This window comes from Phenylobacterium sp. (genome assembly GCF_046290725.1).
In the GTDB taxonomy this organism is placed as follows: domain Bacteria; phylum Pseudomonadota; class Alphaproteobacteria; order Caulobacterales; family Caulobacteraceae; genus Phenylobacterium.
This window is the reverse complement of record NZ_JBKBUH010000001.1, coordinates 1,274,070-1,289,954: the sequence shown is the minus strand read 5'-3', so window position 1 is coordinate 1,289,954 and position 15,885 is coordinate 1,274,070. Positions and strand designations below refer to the sequence as shown.

The 15,885-nt window shown below is 71.1% G+C and carries 17 protein-coding genes; 12 read left to right on the top strand and 5 right to left on the bottom strand.

Features of this window, described 5'->3' with window-relative positions; all coding sequences use genetic code 11:
• The first annotated feature begins 25 nt into the window (after positions 1–25).
• The 7 genes from ACK41C_RS06855 (at position 26) to ACK41C_RS06825 (ending at position 7,819) form a co-directional block, all read left to right on the top strand.
• The gene (locus ACK41C_RS06855; RefSeq protein ID WP_409651921.1) at positions 26–1,297 is read left to right on the top strand and encodes an EAL domain-containing protein; all 1,272 of its coding nucleotides are present in this window, start codon (positions 26–28) and stop codon (positions 1,295–1,297) included.
• A 43-nt stretch (positions 1,298–1,340) separates the two neighbouring features.
• Positions 1,341–2,204, top strand: coding sequence for a TIGR01459 family HAD-type hydrolase (locus ACK41C_RS06850; protein ID WP_409651918.1), 864 nt, complete (start codon positions 1,341–1,343; stop codon positions 2,202–2,204).
• Positions 2,205–2,244: 40 nt separating this feature from the next.
• Positions 2,245–2,667 (top strand): MaoC family dehydratase, encoded by a 423-nt coding sequence (locus ACK41C_RS06845; RefSeq protein WP_409651916.1) that lies wholly within the window; start codon positions 2,245–2,247, stop codon positions 2,665–2,667.
• A gap of 5 nt (positions 2,668–2,672) precedes the next feature.
• On the top strand, positions 2,673–3,611 hold the full coding sequence (locus ACK41C_RS06840; RefSeq protein ID WP_409653950.1) for a bifunctional riboflavin kinase/FAD synthetase: 939 nt from the start codon (positions 2,673–2,675) through the stop codon (positions 3,609–3,611).
• Positions 3,612–3,768: 157 nt separating this feature from the next.
• Positions 3,769–6,681 (top strand): isoleucine--tRNA ligase, encoded by a 2,913-nt coding sequence (gene ileS, locus ACK41C_RS06835; RefSeq protein WP_409651913.1) that lies wholly within the window; start codon positions 3,769–3,771, stop codon positions 6,679–6,681.
• Between the two features lie 11 nt (positions 6,682–6,692).
• Positions 6,693–7,178: a signal peptidase II gene (gene lspA, locus ACK41C_RS06830; protein ID WP_409651911.1), complete on the top strand. Its 486-nt coding sequence runs from the start codon at positions 6,693–6,695 to the stop codon at positions 7,176–7,178.
• A gap of 74 nt (positions 7,179–7,252) precedes the next feature.
• Entirely contained in the window at positions 7,253–7,819 is a 567-nt protein-coding gene (locus ACK41C_RS06825) for a DUF3035 domain-containing protein (RefSeq protein WP_409651908.1), read from the top strand.
• Between the two features lie 34 nt (positions 7,820–7,853).
• Here ACK41C_RS06825 and ACK41C_RS06820 read toward each other — a convergent pair whose 3' ends face one another.
• Positions 7,854–8,804, bottom strand: a complete 951-nt coding sequence (locus ACK41C_RS06820; RefSeq protein WP_409651905.1) for a TraB/GumN family protein — start codon at positions 8,802–8,804, stop codon at positions 7,854–7,856.
• 63 nt (positions 8,805–8,867) lie between these two features.
• Between ACK41C_RS06820 and mutL the strand changes: the two genes are divergently transcribed.
• Positions 8,868–10,700 carry a DNA mismatch repair endonuclease MutL gene (mutL, locus tag ACK41C_RS06815; protein ID WP_409651903.1) on the top strand — a complete coding sequence of 611 codons (1,833 nt, stop codon included), beginning with the start codon at positions 8,868–8,870 and terminating at the stop codon, positions 10,698–10,700.
• Between the two features lie 6 nt (positions 10,701–10,706).
• Here the strand turns inward: mutL and ACK41C_RS06810 are convergent, their stop codons facing one another.
• Together ACK41C_RS06810 and ACK41C_RS06805 are read right to left on the bottom strand one after the other, a co-directional pair.
• Positions 10,707–11,285, bottom strand: coding sequence for a GDYXXLXY domain-containing protein (locus ACK41C_RS06810; protein WP_409651901.1), 579 nt, complete (start codon positions 11,283–11,285; stop codon positions 10,707–10,709).
• Positions 11,282–12,331 carry a DUF2157 domain-containing protein gene (locus ACK41C_RS06805; protein WP_409651899.1) on the bottom strand — a complete coding sequence of 350 codons (1,050 nt, stop codon included), beginning with the start codon at positions 12,329–12,331 and terminating at the stop codon, positions 11,282–11,284. Before ACK41C_RS06805 ends, ACK41C_RS06810 begins: the two co-directional genes overlap by 4 nt.
• A gap of 121 nt (positions 12,332–12,452) precedes the next feature.
• On the opposite strand from ACK41C_RS06805, the gene ACK41C_RS06800 reads away from it, so the two are divergent.
• Together ACK41C_RS06800 and ACK41C_RS06795 are read left to right on the top strand one after the other, a co-directional pair.
• Positions 12,453–12,848, top strand: coding sequence for a VOC family protein (locus ACK41C_RS06800; RefSeq protein ID WP_409651896.1), 396 nt, complete (start codon positions 12,453–12,455; stop codon positions 12,846–12,848).
• 215 nt (positions 12,849–13,063) lie between these two features.
• Complete coding sequence (locus ACK41C_RS06795; RefSeq protein WP_409651893.1) at positions 13,064–13,339, top strand: YjhX family toxin; 276 nt, start codon at positions 13,064–13,066, stop codon at positions 13,337–13,339.
• Here the strand turns inward: ACK41C_RS06795 and rsmD are convergent.
• A complete protein-coding gene (rsmD, locus tag ACK41C_RS06790; protein ID WP_409651891.1) occupies positions 13,322–13,897 on the bottom strand; it encodes a 16S rRNA (guanine(966)-N(2))-methyltransferase RsmD in 576 nt (191 codons plus the stop codon). The two genes, ACK41C_RS06795 and rsmD, sit on opposite strands and share 18 nt — an antisense overlap.
• Positions 13,898–13,927: 30 nt before the next feature.
• Positions 13,928–14,938, bottom strand: coding sequence for a pseudouridine synthase (locus ACK41C_RS06785; protein WP_409651888.1), 1,011 nt, complete (start codon positions 14,936–14,938; stop codon positions 13,928–13,930).
• A 45-nt stretch (positions 14,939–14,983) separates the two neighbouring features.
• Between ACK41C_RS06785 and tadA the strand changes: the two genes are divergently transcribed.
• Both tadA and ACK41C_RS06775 read left to right on the top strand, forming a co-directional pair.
• Entirely contained in the window at positions 14,984–15,445 is a 462-nt protein-coding gene (gene tadA, locus ACK41C_RS06780) for a tRNA adenosine(34) deaminase TadA (RefSeq protein ID WP_409653947.1), read from the top strand.
• Complete coding sequence (locus tag ACK41C_RS06775; RefSeq protein WP_409651885.1) at positions 15,442–15,879, top strand: DUF6597 domain-containing transcriptional factor; 438 nt, start codon at positions 15,442–15,444, stop codon at positions 15,877–15,879. The genes tadA and ACK41C_RS06775 overlap by 4 nt, the downstream gene beginning before the upstream one ends.
• Positions 15,880–15,885: the final 6 nt, after the last annotated feature.

Here is a 15,885-nt window from a genome sequence, read left to right as displayed (position 1 = left end):
CGAGGTGATTCGGACCGGCGGGCTCATGCGGCAGTTCACCACGGCGGCGCTGATCGCCGCCTACATCTGTCTGGCGCTCATCGTCGCCCTGCTCCTGTGGCGGAACGGCGGCGGCTGGGCGGCCGGCGTAGCGGCCTTCTTCGGCGCGGCGGCCTTCTGCCTGGCGCTGCACGCGGCCGTCTCCCAATCGCTGAAGATGGGCGGCCTGCGTTCGGAGCTGGAGAAGATTCGCCAGGCCCACCGCATCATGATCGACCAGATGGAGCGGGTGGACGCCCGGGTCACCGAAGCCGTCGACACCGTGACCGACGACGCGCTGCGCCGCTCCGAGGAGCTGTCGGTCGAGGTCCAGATGCTCGAGGACCTGGTCCAGCGCATGGGCGAGCGCCTGGAGGAGCGGATGCGCGCCGCCCCGCTCCCCTCCGAGCTGCGCGCCGAGGGTCATCGGCGGCATTCCTCCTCGACCCTGCTGCACACCGTGCGCGAGGCCCTGGCCGAGAACCGGGTGGACCTCTACCTGCAGCCGGTCGTCTCCCTGCCGCAGCGGCGCACGGTCTTCTACGAAAGCTATTCGCGCCTGCGCGACGAGACCGGCCGGGTGATGATGCCGGCCGAATACCTGGCGGTCGCCGAGCCCGAGGGCCTGGTCACCGCCATCGACAACCTCCTGCTGTTCCGCTGCGTGCAGATCGTGCGTCGGCTGGCCAAGCAGGACCGCAAGGTCGGCATCTTCTGCAACGTCTCCTTGGCCAGTCTCGCCGACGAGACCTTCTTCCCGCAGTTCCTGGAGCTGCTCGCGGCCAACCAGGACCTTTCCGGCGCCCTGATCTTCGAACTGGGCCAGGCCGCGTTCGACTCCCGCGGGGCGGTGGAGGCGCGCAACATGGGCAAGCTGGCCGAACTCGGCTTCCGCTTCAGCCTCGACAAGGTCGTGGACCTCGACCTCGACTTCCAGGATCTCGCCCGTTCGGACGTGAAATTCCTGAAGGTGGCCGCGCCCTTCCTGCTGGAGGAGCTGACCGAGACCGACGAGGGCCTGGTGCTGCGCTCCCTGCCCGACCTCGCCGCCGAGGACTTCTCCGCGCTCACCCGTCGGTACGGCGTGGAGGTCATCGCCGAGAAGGTGGAGAGCGAGCGCCAGATCGTCGACATCCTGGAGCTCGATATCGGCTACGGCCAGGGCCACCTGTTCGGCGAGCCCAAGGCGATCAAGGAGGCGGTGCTGGCTGAAACCGACCCGCCCGCGAACCTCTTCACCCGCCCGGGAATGCGCCGCAGGGCCGGCGGCGCCGGCTGATCCCATTGACCCGGGCGCCCGCGCCCGTTACCGCCCCCGGGCCATGACCGCTCCAGCGCCGATCCCGGGCCTTTCCGCCATCGCCGACCGCTACGACGTGCTGCTCTCCGACGTCTGGGGCGTGATCCACAACGGCCGCGAGAGCTTTCCCGCCGCCTGCGAGGCGCTGGCGCGCTGGCGCGCCGAGCGGGGGCCGGTGATCCTGATCTCCAACGCCCCGCGGCCGTCTGCCGCCGTCCACAGCCAGCTCGACGCCCTGGGGGTGCCGCGCCAGGCCTGGTCGGCCTTCATAACCTCCGGCGACGCCACCCGCGTGCTGCTGGGCGCCCGTGCGCCGGGGCCCGCCTGGGCGATCGGGCCGGATCGCGACGCACCGCTCTACGAAGGGCTCGACCTGACCTTCGCCGGCCCCGATGCGGCCGCCTTCATCTCCGTCACTGGCCCCTACGACGACGAGATCGAAGGCCCCGAGGACTATCGCCAACGCTTCGAAAAGGCCGTGGCCCGCAGACTGCCGATGATCTGCGCCAATCCCGACCTGGTGGTACAGCGGGGCGACCGGCTGATCTATTGCGGCGGCGCCCTCGCCGAACTCTACGAGCGCCTGGGCGGCGAGGTGATCATGGCGGGCAAGCCGTTCGCTCCGATCTACGACCTCTGCTTGGCCGAGGCGCAGCTGATCCTGGGCCGGCCGCTGGATCGATCCCGAGTGCTCTGCATCGGCGACGGCGTGCCGACCGACGCCCGCGGGGCGAACAACCAGCGGCTCGACCTGCTGTTCGTGGCCAGCGGCATCCATGGCGCGGAAACGATCGGACCCGAAGGCCTGCGTCCGGAGGCCGTCGAGGCGCTGCTGGCGCGGGAAGGCGCGCAGGCGGCCTGGACCATGGCCGATCTGGCGTGGTGAGGAAAAGCCGCTACTTAGAGCAGGCGTAAGGGAGCGGGGCGTGCAGGGACTGTTCTTCGAAGATCTTGAAGTGGGCCAGTCGGCCGAACTGGTGCGCATCGTCGGCGCCGCCGACATCGAGGCCTTCGCCGCCGTGTCGGGCGACGTCAACCCGGTGCATCTGGACGAGGACTACGCCCGCACCACCACGTTCCAGGGCCGGATCGCCCACGGCATGCTCTCGGCGGCCTATATCTCGGCGGTGCTCGGCACGCGCCTGCCGGGACCCGGCGCGATCTACCTGTCCCAGTCCCTGAAATTCCGTAGGCCGGTGAAGATCGGTGATGCGGTGACCGCCCGCGTCACCGTCCAGGCCTTGGACGATCGGCGCGGCCACGCGACGCTCGCCACCGTCTGCCAGGTCGGCGGCAAGACCGTGGTGGAAGGCGAGGCCCTGGTCATGGTCCCGCGGAAGGACGCGTGAAGCCGATGCGGATCGTCCACGGCTGGAAGGGTCTGGAGCCGGCCGAGCGCGGCGCCTCGGTGGCGTTGGGCAATTTCGACGGCGTGCACAAGGGCCACCAGCAGGTGATCGCCGGCGCCGCCCGGGCCGCGGGGGAGCTGAAGGCGCCGCTGGGGGTGATCAGCTTCGAGCCCCATCCGCGCCAGATCTTCCAGCCAGGCGCGCCCGCCTTCCGGATCATGCAGCCCGACCAGCAGGCCCGCGCCTTGGCCGCGCTCGGCGTCGACATCTTCTACGTCCTTCCCTTCGACCAGGAGATGGCCAACCTCTCCGACCGCGATTTCGCCATACAGGTCCTGCACGAGGGCCTGGGCGTGCGGCATGTGGCCGTCGGCTTCGACATCTCGTTCGGCAAGGGGCGCACCGGCAGCCCGCAGACCATGCGGGCCTACGGCCAGGAACTGGGCTTCAGCGTCTCGGTGGCGCAGGCGGTGGGCGACGAGGGCGGCAAGTTCTCCTCCACCGCCGTGCGCGAAGCCCTGCGCGAGGGCCGTCCCGACGAGGCCGCCGCCATCCTGGGCCGCCCGTTCGCCATCGAGGGCGTGGTGGAACGCGGCCGCCAGCTGGGCCGCAAGCTCGGCTTCCCCACCGCCAACGTCGCCCTGACCGACTATGTGATCCCGCGCTTCGGCGTCTACGCCACGCGCACCCGCCTGCCCGACGGGCGCGAGATCGCCGGCGTGGCCAATATTGGCGTCAACCCGACCGTTTCCGGCGACATCGCGCCGCGCCTGGAGGTCTGGCTGTTCGACTTCGAAGAGGACATCTACGACCAGGTGATCGAGACCGACCTCGTGGCCTTCCTGCGGCCGGAAGAAAAGTTTGATGGCCTCGAAGCCATGACCGCCCAGGTCATGAAAGACGCCGACCAGGCGCGCGCCCTGCTGCTGCCCGACATCGGCTGACGCTTGGGTTTCCTGCAGCCCTCTGCTACAGCCCGCCCGATGACTTCGGTTCGGAAGGCCCCGCGAATTATCCGCCCGGCGTGACGCCGCCGGACGACGGATCCAGCGCGCGCCGGGACGACCGCCCCAACCTCCGAACACCGCTGGAAGCTTGATCATGGCCGACGACGCCGAAACGCCCGCACGCGATTATCGCGAGACCGTCTTTCTTCCCGATACGCCTTTCCCCATGCGCGCGGGCCTGCCGCAGAAGGAACCGCAGATCCTGGAAGGGTGGGCGAACGCAAACCTCTACAACGCCGTGCGCGCCGAGCGGCGCAAGGCCGGCGCCCCGCTCTTCGTCCTGCACGACGGCCCCCCCTACGCCAACGGCGCGATCCACGTGGGTCACGTGCTGCAGAAGACCCTGAAGGATTTCGTGGTCCGCTCGCGCTTCGCCCTCGGCTACGACGTCGACTATGTGCCCGGCTGGGACTGCCATGGCCTGCCGATCGAGTGGAAGATCGAGGAGGAGCTGCGCGCCCAGGGGCGGAAGAAGTCCGACGTTTCCAAGGCCGAGTTCCGCGAACGCTGCCGCGCCTACGCCGCCCACTGGATCGACGTGCAGCGCGAGGGCTTCAAGCGCCTGGGCGTGCTGGGCGACTGGGAGAACCGCTACGCCACCATGGACTATGGCAGCGAGGCGGCCATCGTCGCGGAGTTCCACAAGTTCGTGGCCAGCGGCCAGCTCTATCGCGGCTCCAAGCCGGTAATGTGGAGCCCTGTGGAGCGCACGGCGCTCGCCGACGCCGAGGTCGAGTACCACGACCACGTCTCGCCCACGATCTGGGTCAAGTTCCCGGTGGTCGAGGGGTCCGACGCCGCAGACGGCGCCAGCGTGGTGATCTGGACCACCACGCCGTGGACCATCCCGGCCAACCGCGCCATCGCCTATAGCGACGCGATCGCCTACGCCGTCTTCGAGGTGGAGGCGATGGAGGAGGGGCTGGCCTTCGAGCCGTGGGCCAAGCCCGGCGACCGGCTGATCCTGGCCGAGAAGCTGGCCGAAGAGGTGTTCAAGGCCGCCAAGATCGCCCGCTGGCGGCGGATCGAGCGCGTCGACTGCCGCGGCATGGTCTGCGAGCACCCGCTGGCGGCGCTGGACACCCACTACGCCTTTCAGGTCCCGCTGCTGGAGGGCGACCACGTGACCGACGAGGCGGGCACGGGCTTCGTCCACACCGCCCCGGGCCACGGCGCAGACGACTACGCCGTCTGGCTGGCTCACGGCCATCGCGAGATCCCGGAAACCGTGGATCCCGACGGCGCCTACTATCCGCACGTGGCGCTGTTCGGCGGCCTGAAGGTGCTGGAGACCGAGGGCAAGAAGGCCGGCAAGTTCGGCCCGGCCAACGACGCGGTGATGCAGAAGCTGATCGAGGCGGGGCGCCTGCTCGCCCGCGGCCGGCTGGAGCATTCCTATCCGCATTCCTGGCGCTCCAAGGCGCCGGTGATCTTCCGCAACACGCCGCAATGGTTCATCCGCATGGACGAGCCGCTCGACGGCGCGGGGCTGGGCGGCCGCACCCTGCGCGAGACCGCGCTGGAGGCCATCGAGGCCACCGCCTTCTATCCGCCGGCCGGCAAGAACCGCATTCGCACCATGGTGGAGAGCCGGCCGGACTGGCTGATCAGCCGCCAGCGCGCCTGGGGCTCGCCGCTCGCCATGTTCATCGACAAGGAAACCGGCCAGCCGCTGCACGACGAAGAGGTCAACAAGCGCATCGTCGAACTGATCGCGGCCGAAGGCGCCGACGCCTGGTTCACGCGACCGGCCTCCGACTTCCTCGGCCAGCACGAGCCGGAGCGGTTCGAGAAGGTCGAGGATATCCTCGACGTCTGGTTCGATTCCGGCGCCACCCACGCCTTCGTGCTGGAGGGTCGCGAACATACCCGCTGGCCGGCCGACCTCTATCTGGAGGGCTCCGACCAGCACCGCGGCTGGTTCCAGTCCTCGCTGCTGGAAAGCTCCGGCACCCGCGGTCGCGCGCCCTATAACGCCATCCTCACCCACGGCTTCACCGTCGACGAGAACGGCGAGAAGATGTCCAAGTCCAAGGGCAACACCCTGGACCCGGAGAAGGTGATCAAGGACAGCGGCGCGGAAATCCTGCGCCTTTGGGCCGCCATGGCCGACTACACCGAGGACCAGCGGATCGGTAAGACCATCCTGGCCACCACCACCGACGCCTATCGCAAGCTGCGCAACACCCTGCGCTACCTGCTGGGCGCGCTGGCCGGCTTCGAGGCGGCCGAGCGCGTGGGGCTGGAGGACATGCCGCCGCTGGAGCGCTACATCCTGCACCGCCTGCACGAGCTCGACGGCCAGGTGCGCGCCGCCTACGAAGGCTATGCCTTCCAGGATGTGATCCGCCCCCTGATCGCCTTCTGCCAGGACGATCTCTCCAGCCTGTTCTTCGACATCCGCCGCGACGCCCTCTATTGCGACCGGCCCGACAGCCTGCGCCGCCGCGCCTGCCGCACGGTGATGGACCTCGTCTTCGAGCGGTTGACCATCTGGCTCTCGCCCCTGCTCTGCTTCACCGCCGAGGAAGCCTGGACCACCCGGTTCCCCGCCTCGGGCTCCAACACCTTGCGGGTCTTTCCGCAGACGCCGGACGCCTGGGCCAACCCTGTCGAGGCCGAGCGCTGGGCGAAGGTGCAGGCGGTGACCTCCGTGGTCACCGGCGCCCTGGAGGTGGAGCGTCGCGAGAAGCGGATCGGGGCGGCGCTCGAAGCGGCGCCGCGGGTCCATGTGGCCGATCCCGACCTGATGGCCGCCTTCGAAGGCCTGGACGCCGCCGAGGTGTTCCGCACCAGCCAGGCGACCCTCGTCGCGAGCGAGGGGCCGGCCGGAGCCTTCCGCCTGGCGGAAGTCGCCGGCGTGGCGGTGGAGCCGCTGCGGGCCGAGGGCCGTAAGTGCGCCCGCTCCTGGCGGATTCTGCCGGAGGTGGGCTCCGATCCTCGCTATCCCGACCTGTCGCTGCGCGACGCCGAGGCGGTGGCGGCCTGGGACGCGGCGCGGGCGTGAGCGACTCGTCGATGAAGCCGGTTTCGAGGCAGGGGCTCGCCGCCTATGGGCTGGCGCTCGTCGTACTGGCGCTGGACCAGCTCTCCAAGCACTGGATCCTGTTCGTCTACGACCTGCCCGGACGGGTGAGCGAGCACCTCTTCGGCCCCCTGGCGCTGACCATGGTCTGGAACCGGGGCGTCAGCTTCGGGCTGTTCCGCGCCGACCAGGACCTGGCGCGCTGGCTGCTGACCGCCTTCTCCCTGGTGGTGGCGGCGATCCTGGCGGCCTGGGCGCGCAAGGCGGTCCGCCCGCTGCTGGCGCTGGGGCTTGGCCTGGTGATCGGCGGGGCGGTTGGCAACGCCATCGACCGCATCCGCTTCGGCGCGGTGGCCGACTTCATCGACGTGCAGCGGCTGGGCTTCTTCCCCTGGGTGTTCAACGTGGCCGACAGCGCCATCACCATCGGCGTCGCCCTCTTGCTGCTCGATTCCTTGCGTAAGGAGCCTGCGACCTAATCCGCGTTGGCGGAGGATCGGGTTTACGCTATCCACTAGCCCTCCGGCCCGGGGGCGTTAGGAGCCTTAAGTTGATGAGTCTGAACCGCGTGATGGTTGCGACCGCCCTTCTGGCGGCTGTCGGGGTTTCCGGCTGCGGCTCCACCCGCGCCGCGCTCGGCATGACCAAGGTCACGCCCGACGAGTTCCGCGTGGTCTCGAAGGCGCCCCTGGTGGTGCCGCCCGACTACGCCCTGCGCCCGCCGGCGCCCGGCGAACCGCGCCCGCAGGAACTGCAGCCCGAAAGCGCCGCCCGCAACGCTCTCCTGGGCCAGCGCGAGGCCCAGGCCCGCTCCAGCGGCGAGCGCCTGCTGGTCGCCAAGGCCGGCGCCGACAAGGCCGACCCCCTGATCCGCTATGTGGTGGACGACGAGGTGGGCGACCTGGCGCACAAGGAGAAGAGCTTCGCCGACCGCGTGATGTTCTGGCGCGAAGGCGGCCAGACCGAGAACAGCGCCGCTCTGTCGGCCGCGGCGGCCGACAATGTTCCGGCCCCCGTGGACGCCGCCGCGGAGGCCGCGCGCCTGCGCGAGCTCACCGGCGACGCACCCGTGCTGATCTCCCGCCAGCGCCAGTCGCGGATCAAGCTGCCGGGGCTTTAGGCGCAGCCAGCGCCGCTAGCGGCGCTCTTAAGCCTCACTCGCCGTCCGGCGTACCGATCTCGTAGCCCTTGGCCCGCAGGCGGTCGAGCACGCCGCCTTGGGAGAGCAGCGGCCGCAGCTGCACCACCGCCACCGCGTGGCCCGGCTTGGCCAAGGCCCGCTCGATGGCCGCGGCCTGTTCGGCCTTGAAGCGGGCGTCGAGGTTCAGCGCGCCGGGCAGGCTGGCGACGCACTTCTCGTAGGAGCGTTCCAGGCCCAGAGCCTCGCGGACGTCGCCCTCCGCCCAGAGCGCGCCGGCCCGCTGCGCGGCGCCCGGCCCGGCCTCCACCTCGGCCAGAGCATCCTCGAGGCAGGCCCGCTGGACCGCCGGCGGCAGCCGCACGGCGTCGCCGACCACCGCGCCCAGTGGCATTGATCGGGTCTCCACCTTGATCTTCCGGGCCTTGGCCAGGCGCTCCACCGTCTTGGCCGGATCGGCGGAGGTGAGGCGAGCGTGGTCGCGATAGTCGCCCACCAGCAGGATGCCGACGAGAAGCTCGTTCTTATAACCATAGCGTTTGGCCGGCTGGCCGACCGCCTCCCGCGCCTTCGCGAACCGCGCCTTCAGCGGCGCCGGCAACCGGTCTTCCAGCGGACCGCTCTTCAAGGTCGCCCAGCGGACCAGGAGGCCCGGCACGTTCAGCACGTTCACGCTGACGCTGTTGAAGGGCAGGACCACCGTGTGCGCGCCCTCCAGCCGGCGTTCCAGCACGGCGTGGTCCCAGGGCTGGCTCTTGGGCAGCACGCTGGGCGCGCCCAACACATAGACGGTGGTGTCGGCGTCGGAGACGCGCCACCAGGCGGGCCCCTTGTCGCGGGCCACCACCACCAGCTCCTCGACCAGCACGGCGTCGGGGTCGGTCAGATCGGGGCGGGCGGGCGCCTGGGCGGCGGCGGGGAGGGCGAAGGCCGCGAGGACGGCGGCGGCCAGCTTGGCGAAACTCATGACGCTCCTTCCGGACGCCCCCCCGGAATCGTCCTATATTGAGGGACAGGATCAAGCTTGACCATGCCCATACGCCGACTGCCGCCCGAGACCGTGAACCGCATCGCCGCCGGCGAGGTGGTGGAACGGCCTGCGAGCGCCGTCAAGGAACTGGTCGAGAACGCGCTGGACGCCGGCGCCGCCAGCATCGAGGTGCAGGCCGACGGCGGGGGCCTGACCCGCATCCTTGTGGCTGACGACGGCCAGGGCCTCCCGCGCGACGAACTGCCCCTGGCCATCGAGCGCCACGCCACGTCAAAGCTCGGACCGGACGAGGCGGGCGATTACGACCTCTTGCGCATCGCCACCCTGGGCTTCCGGGGCGAGGCCCTGCCTTCCATCGGCTCGGTGGCGCGGCTTTCCATCGCCTCGCGGGCGCGAGGCTCGGCCGACGCCTACGCCATCCAGGTCGAGGGCGGCGCGGTGGCGGCGGTCGCCCCCTCGGCCTTCCCCGGCCCGCACGGGGCGCGGGTGGAGGTGCGCGACCTCTTCTACGCTACACCCGCGCGCCTGAAGTTCATGAAGTCGGAGCGCGCCGAGGCCCTGGCCATCGCCGAGGAGATCAAGCGCCAGGCGATGGCGCACGAGGCGGTGAGCTTCGCCCTCGACCTCGACGGCCGGCGCGTCTTGCGCCTGCCGGCCGAGCGGGCCGGGCCCGAGGGACGCCTCGCGCGGCTTTCGGCGATCATGGGGCGCGAGTTCTCCGAGAACGCCGTAGCCATCGACCACGCCCGCGAGGGGGTGCGGCTGTCGGGCTTTGCGGGCCTGCCCACCTACAACCGCGGCAATGCGGCCCATCAGTACCTGTTCGTCAACGGCCGGCCGGTGCGCGACCGGCTGCTGCAGGGGGCGATCCGCGGCGCCTATGCCGACTTTCTGGCCCGCGACCGCCACCCGCTGGTGGCGCTCTATCTCGAGCTCGATCCCACCCAGGTGGACGTCAACGTGCATCCGGCCAAGGCCGAGGTGCGGTTCCGCGATCCGGCCTTGGTGCGCGGGTTGATCGTCGGCGGACTGAAGCACGCCTTGGCGGGCGCCGGCCACCGGGCGGCCACCACGGTGGCGGCCGAGACGCTGAACAACCTGCGCCCGGGCTGGTCGCCGCACGTCCAGCCGCCCGCCGAAGGCTTCTCCGCCTGGCGCATGGGCGGCTGGGCTCCGGCGGTCCAGGCGGCCGCCCAGAGCCTGCCCGGCCTCACGGAAGTCTCGGCCCGGGCCGAGCCTGCGCCGGGCCTTCAGGAGGCGCCGGCGCCCTCGGTGGTGTTCGACCCTGTCGACTTCCCGCTGGGAGCCGCCCGCGCCCAGGTGCATGAGACCTATATCGTCGCCCAGACCCGCGACGGCGTGGTGATCGTCGACCAGCACGCCGCTCACGAGCGGCTGGTCTATGAGCGGATGAAGGCCGAGATGGCCCAGGGCGGCGTCGCGCGCCAGACCCTGCTGCTGCCGGAGGTGGTGGAGCTGGACCCGGCCGAGGCCGAACGCGTGATCGCCCGGTCGGAGGAGCTGGCCGCCCTGGGCCTCTTGGTCGAGCCCTTCGGCCCCGGCGCCGTACTGGTGCGCGAGACCCCCGCCCTCCTCGGCGAAACCGACGCGGCGAGCCTGGTCCGGGACATCGCCGACGACTTGGCCGAGAACGGTCAGGCCCTGGCCTTGAAGGAGCGGCTGGAGGAGGTCTGCTCCACCATGGCCTGCCACGGCTCGGTCCGCGCCGGACGCCGGCTCACCGCCCCGGAGATGAACGCCCTGCTCCGCCAGATGGAGGCCACGCCCCATTCGGGCCAGTGCAACCACGGCCGGCCAACCTATGTGGAGCTGAAGCTCGGCGACATCGAGCGGCTGTTCGGCCGGCGCTAAGGCAGCCTACCACCAGTTCAGGTCGAGCCGCCGGCCGTCGAGGACGATCCCCTTCAGCCGCGCCCGGCCGTCGCGGCCCACCGAAACCACCGCAGCGGCCTCGACCGGCTCCGCCCCGAGGCGGCGGCGCAGCAGGGCCTCGATCCGCTCGGCCTCCGCCTGGTCGGCGTGGAAGCGGTCGACGCCGATCTCCAGCCGGACGGCGGTCTGGGCCTCTGCGCCGTCGCCAAGCCGAAAGCAGTGGGCGGAGCCGCGCACCGCAATGTCTCCCGCCGCCTGCGCCTCCGCCCGCATCGCCCCGCCTCCGGAGAGGATATGGCGGCCATCGGCGGCCTTGCTGAGCGCAAGCCACCCTCTCCCTGGCGGCTGCGGCAAGCCCGCCGGGCACGGCTCACCCGCGGGGAGGCGATGGACCAAGTCGATCGCCACATAGTGCCCGGTGAGCAGGTTGCGCGGATCCACCGCCTCCATGGCCAGCACCGCCTCTTCGCCCTGGGCGCGGGCGCGATCCTCCGCCAGGATCAGGGCGATCAGCAGGCCCGCCAGCAGGGCGGCGGCGGCGAGGATGCGGATCGGGAGCCTCATCGCCGCGCCCTCCGGCCACGAACGACAAGCGCCACCGCCAGGGCCGCGACCGCGCAGGCGGCGAACAGGCCGGCCGCGGCCATCAGGCCGAAGCCGAGATCGAACAAGATGGCGCAGACCGCCGCAGCCATGGAGACCACGCCGGCGGTGGTGACCACGCCTTGCCGCTCATGAACCCCCAGCGCGACGGTTCCGGCCGAGAGCGCGAGCCAAGCCGCCCGGTGCGCCGCGGTGAAGGCCTGTCCATGATCGCCGAGGCCGCCCAGGCCGAAATGCAGCAAGGCGCCCCAGACGAACCAGAGGAAGGCGATCTTCGCCTCCGGCCGGGCGGCGGCGTGGCGCGCCAGGCCTGCCAGGGCGGCGAGGACGCCGGCGCCGATCAGGAAATCGCGCCCGTCGCGGTCGAGCCCCCATTCGGAGATCGCAGCCAGGGCGCCGACGATCAGCGCCAGGCTCGCCGCGTGGGCCAGCGGCCGGGACCGCCAGAACCAAGCCAAGGCAAGCCCCGCAGGCGCCGCGAAGACCAGCCAGCGGCTGCGGTCGTCGCCGGCGAAATCGCCGAGCCCCACGAGCGCCAGCGCGGCGATCCCCGCGCCGCTGGAGCGCCCGGCGAGGGCCAGCAGCCCGGCCGCCAGGCCGGCGCCGCGCAACGCCCGCTGCGGGTCGCCGGCGATGTCGAAGATCTGGCCGGTCAGGCCGATGGCGGCGGCGTAGATCAGGGCCGCCACCGTCAGCAGCGTATTGGTCAGGACCGGCCGTGCGCCGCTGCGGCCCGCCCAGGCCGCGCCCCCGGCGACGCCCAGGAACAGGCCGAGGATCAGGGCGAACCGGCCGATGCGGGGGATTTCGCTCCAGTTCGCCGCCACAAAGGCGATGGCGGCGATCCCCAGCAGCAAGGCGCCGACCACCGCCAGGGCGGTCGAGGCCTCCACCCGCGGCGCATCCGGCACGGTGTCCAGGATCGGCTTACGGTTCTCGGCCGGGACGAGCCCGGCGGCGATCCAGCCGTCCAGGTCCCGCTGTAGCCGGGTCTTGTAGTCGGCCATCGGACTCCTCGTTCGAGCGGGACCGTGGCCCAGTCCGCCGGCCGGCGCAATGTTCCTCAGGCCCGGGGGAACGGCTCCCGGCCCTGACGAGTTCGCCGCGGCGACAAGGGAGATTCGCGCCATGGAACTCCATCGCGGCCGGTTGATCGATCATCTGCACTTTCGGGTTCGCGACCTCGAAGCTTCGAAACGCTTCTATCGGGCGGTGATGGCGGTCTTGGACGTCCCCGTGGAGGAAAGCGTGGACCACCTCGCCGCCGACGAACTCTGGATCGATGTCGGGGAAAGCCCGACCCGCGTGCATCTCGCCTTCCAGGTTCCGGACCGGGAGACCGTCCACCGCTTCTACGAAGCGGCCATGGCGGCGGGCGGGCGCGACAACGGCGGCCCGGGAGAGCGGGAGTATCATCCCGGCTACTACGCCGCCTTCGTTTTCGATCCGGACGGCAACAACATCGAAGCGGTCCATCATGGCCCCCTTGAAAGATCGGCCGCCAGCGTGGTGATCCGGGCCTGAAGCGCGCCCAAGCGCGCAGCGAAGCTGGACCTTTCGCCCCGCCTTGCGCATCATGGGGCGTTCGACGGCTCAAGAGGGATCATGTCTGAGCTTGCGTTCGAGGGCCGGGCCTAACCGCCGAGCCGGCGTCCTCGTCTGAAACGGCAGTGAGGTCCGAGATCGTCCGCGCCCCGCGTGGGCGCGATGTGTCATGCTCGAACGTCGGACTGCTTCACTTGAACATCTCCAAACCGCAGCAGCGTACGCTGCACGCGCTCGCCCAGGGCGGGCGCATCTTCATCGAGAGGAACGAGAAGGGCGACATCATCGCCGCCGAGTGCGTGACCCGCGACGGCTGGGTGCTGACGGACTGCGACCTCGCCGTCTTCAGGAGCCTGAAGCGCAAGCGGCTGATCGCCAGCCGCGAGGGCCAGCCCTACCGGATCACCCGGGAAGGCCTGGTCAATCTGCGCAGTCAGCTCGACAACCGAGTGTCAATCCGCGCCTGGTGAGTACTTGAGGAAGTGGACGCGCGCGGCGCCGTAGTCGCGCGCGTCCAGCTTCTCGAAGCCTTCCACCTCGAAGTCGGGCTCGTCCGAACCCCGCTCGAACACGGCGACCGCGCCGGGGGCGAGCCAGCCGCCCTCGCTCAAGCGGGCGAGCGCGGTTTCGCCCAGGCCCTTGCCATAAGGGGGGTCGAGGAAGGCGAGCTCGAAGGCCGGGCCGTCGGCGCCCGGCCGCACGCCCAGCTGGGTGGCGTCGCGCCGATGGACGCGGGTGCGCCCGAACAGGCCCATGGCGTCGACGTTCTCGCGGATCGCGCCGCGCGCGGCTTCGTCCGTCTCCACAAACAGGCAGAACGAGGCGCCGCGCGACAGGGCCTCGAACCCCAGCGCGCCGGAGCCTGCGAACAGGTCGATGACCCGCCGGTCCCGTACGCCTGGCGACCACGCGGCGTGCTCCAGGATGTTGAAGATCGCCTGGCGCGCCCGGTCGGACGTCGGGCGCGTGCGCTCGCCGGGCGGCGCGATCAGGACCTTGCCGCGAAATTCCCCCGAGACGATACGCATCCCTATTCCTGCTCCGAAGCGAGGCGCCGGCTAGCCGCGCCGCCGCGGGCCGCCGGTCGGCTGGCGCGCCGCGCGGGTCGGGCCGACCACCGCCGGCCCCGGCTTGGCGGGGGCTTTCCGTTTCGGCGTATGCGGCTTGGGAGCAAGCTTGGGCTTGGCCCAGCCCGGCTTGTAGGCCTTCTTGCGCGGCGGCTCGGCGGGTGTTTCGACCGTGGCGGCGCGGGCCGAGGCCGGCGAAGGCGCCTTGGAGCCCGCCCGGCGGCCGGCGCCGGGGGCCGCCTTGTTCACCCATTGCGGCCGGTCGCCCTTGGGCAGGTTCTCCGGGGCGATCAGCTCCGAGAGCTGCTCGCGGATCACCCGCGGCCCGACCTCCTCCACCTGGCCGCTTTCCAGGGTTCCCAGGGCGAAGGGGCCGTAGGAGAGCCGGATCAGGCGGCTGACGTGCAGGTCCAGCGCCTTGAAGACCCGTCGAATCTCGCGGTTCTTGCCTTCGGTCAGGGTCACGGAAATCCAGATATTGGCCCCTTGCGAGCCGTCCTTGACCTTGTCGATCCGGGCGTCGATGGAGCCGTAGCGGACGCCCTCCACCGTGATCCCGTCCTTCAGCCGGTCGAGCCGTTCCTGGGTGATGCGGCCGCGGGCGCGCACGCGGTAGCGGCGCACGACGCCGGTGGCCGGAAGCTCCAGCGCCCGCGCCAACTCCCCATCGTTGGTGAGCAGCAGCAGGCCCTCGGAGTTGAGGTCCAGGCGCCCCACCGAGATCAGCCGCGGGAGGCCGGGCGGCAGGGCTTCGAACACCGTCGGCCGCCCCTTCGGGTCCTTGTGCGTGGTCACCAGGCCCACGGGCTTGTGGTAGCGGAAGAGGCGCGTGGGCTCGGCCTCGTTCACCACCGCGCCGTCGACGGTGAGGATATCGCCGGGCTCCACCTTGGTGGCGGGCGTGGTCACGAGCTTGCCGTTCAGGGCGACGCGGCCGGCCTCGATCAGCTTCTCCACCTCGCGTCGGGAGGCGACGCCGGCCCTGGCCAGGGCCTTCGCCACGCGTTCACCTTGACCGGAGGCCGTCTCATCGTTTCGTTGCGGGTCGTGGACCATGATCGCCGCACCATGCGCATCGCCCTCTCCGCCGCGCAAGACGCCGCCGCACGCGGCGAGACCCCCGTGGGGGCGGTTGTCGTCGATCCGGCGACCGGCGAGGTCGTCGCCGTCGGGGCCAACGGGCCTATCGGAAGCTGCGACCCCACCGCCCACGCCGAGATCGTCGCCCTGCGTGAAGCTGCGCGCAAACGCGGCAACTACCGCCTGACGGGCCTGACCCTGTTCGTCACGCTCGAGCCCTGCGCCATGTGCGCGGGCGCGATCAGCCACGCCCGGATCGGACGCCTGGTCTTCGGCGCCGCCGACCCCAAGGGCGGGGCGGTTATCCACGGCCCGCGGTTCTTCGACCAGCCCACCTGTCACTGGCGGCCGCAGGTGGAGGGCGGAGTCCTGGCCGAGGAGAGCGCGGCGCTGCTGAAATCCTTCTTCCAGGCGCGGCGGAAGAAATGAGCGCCCGCTACGCCGAGTTCGCCCCTCCCGCCGAGCTCGCGCCCTATGTGGAGTGCTTTTGGGTCTTCGAGGGCCAGGATGCTGCGGAGGACCAACGGGTGGCGCCGGACGGCCGCTGCGAACTGATCGTCCACCATGGCTCGCCCTATGCCGAGCGGACGGCGGACGGCCGGCTGGCGCCGCAGCCGCGAGCGGTGTTCGCCGGCCAAGTGACGCGGCCCCTGCACCTGAGGGCGCCGGCGCCGGCAGGGGTGATCGCCGCCCGCTTTACGACGGCCGGTGCGCACGCCTACGCCCGCGCCCCGATGGACAGCCTGACCGACCGGCGGGCGCCGCTGGTCGAGCTGAAGGGCGCCGCGGCCGACCGGCTGGTGGAGCGGGTCGCCGCAGCCGCGGGAGAGGCGCGGTATTATGTAGCAAGCACACCTAGATAGGGATAA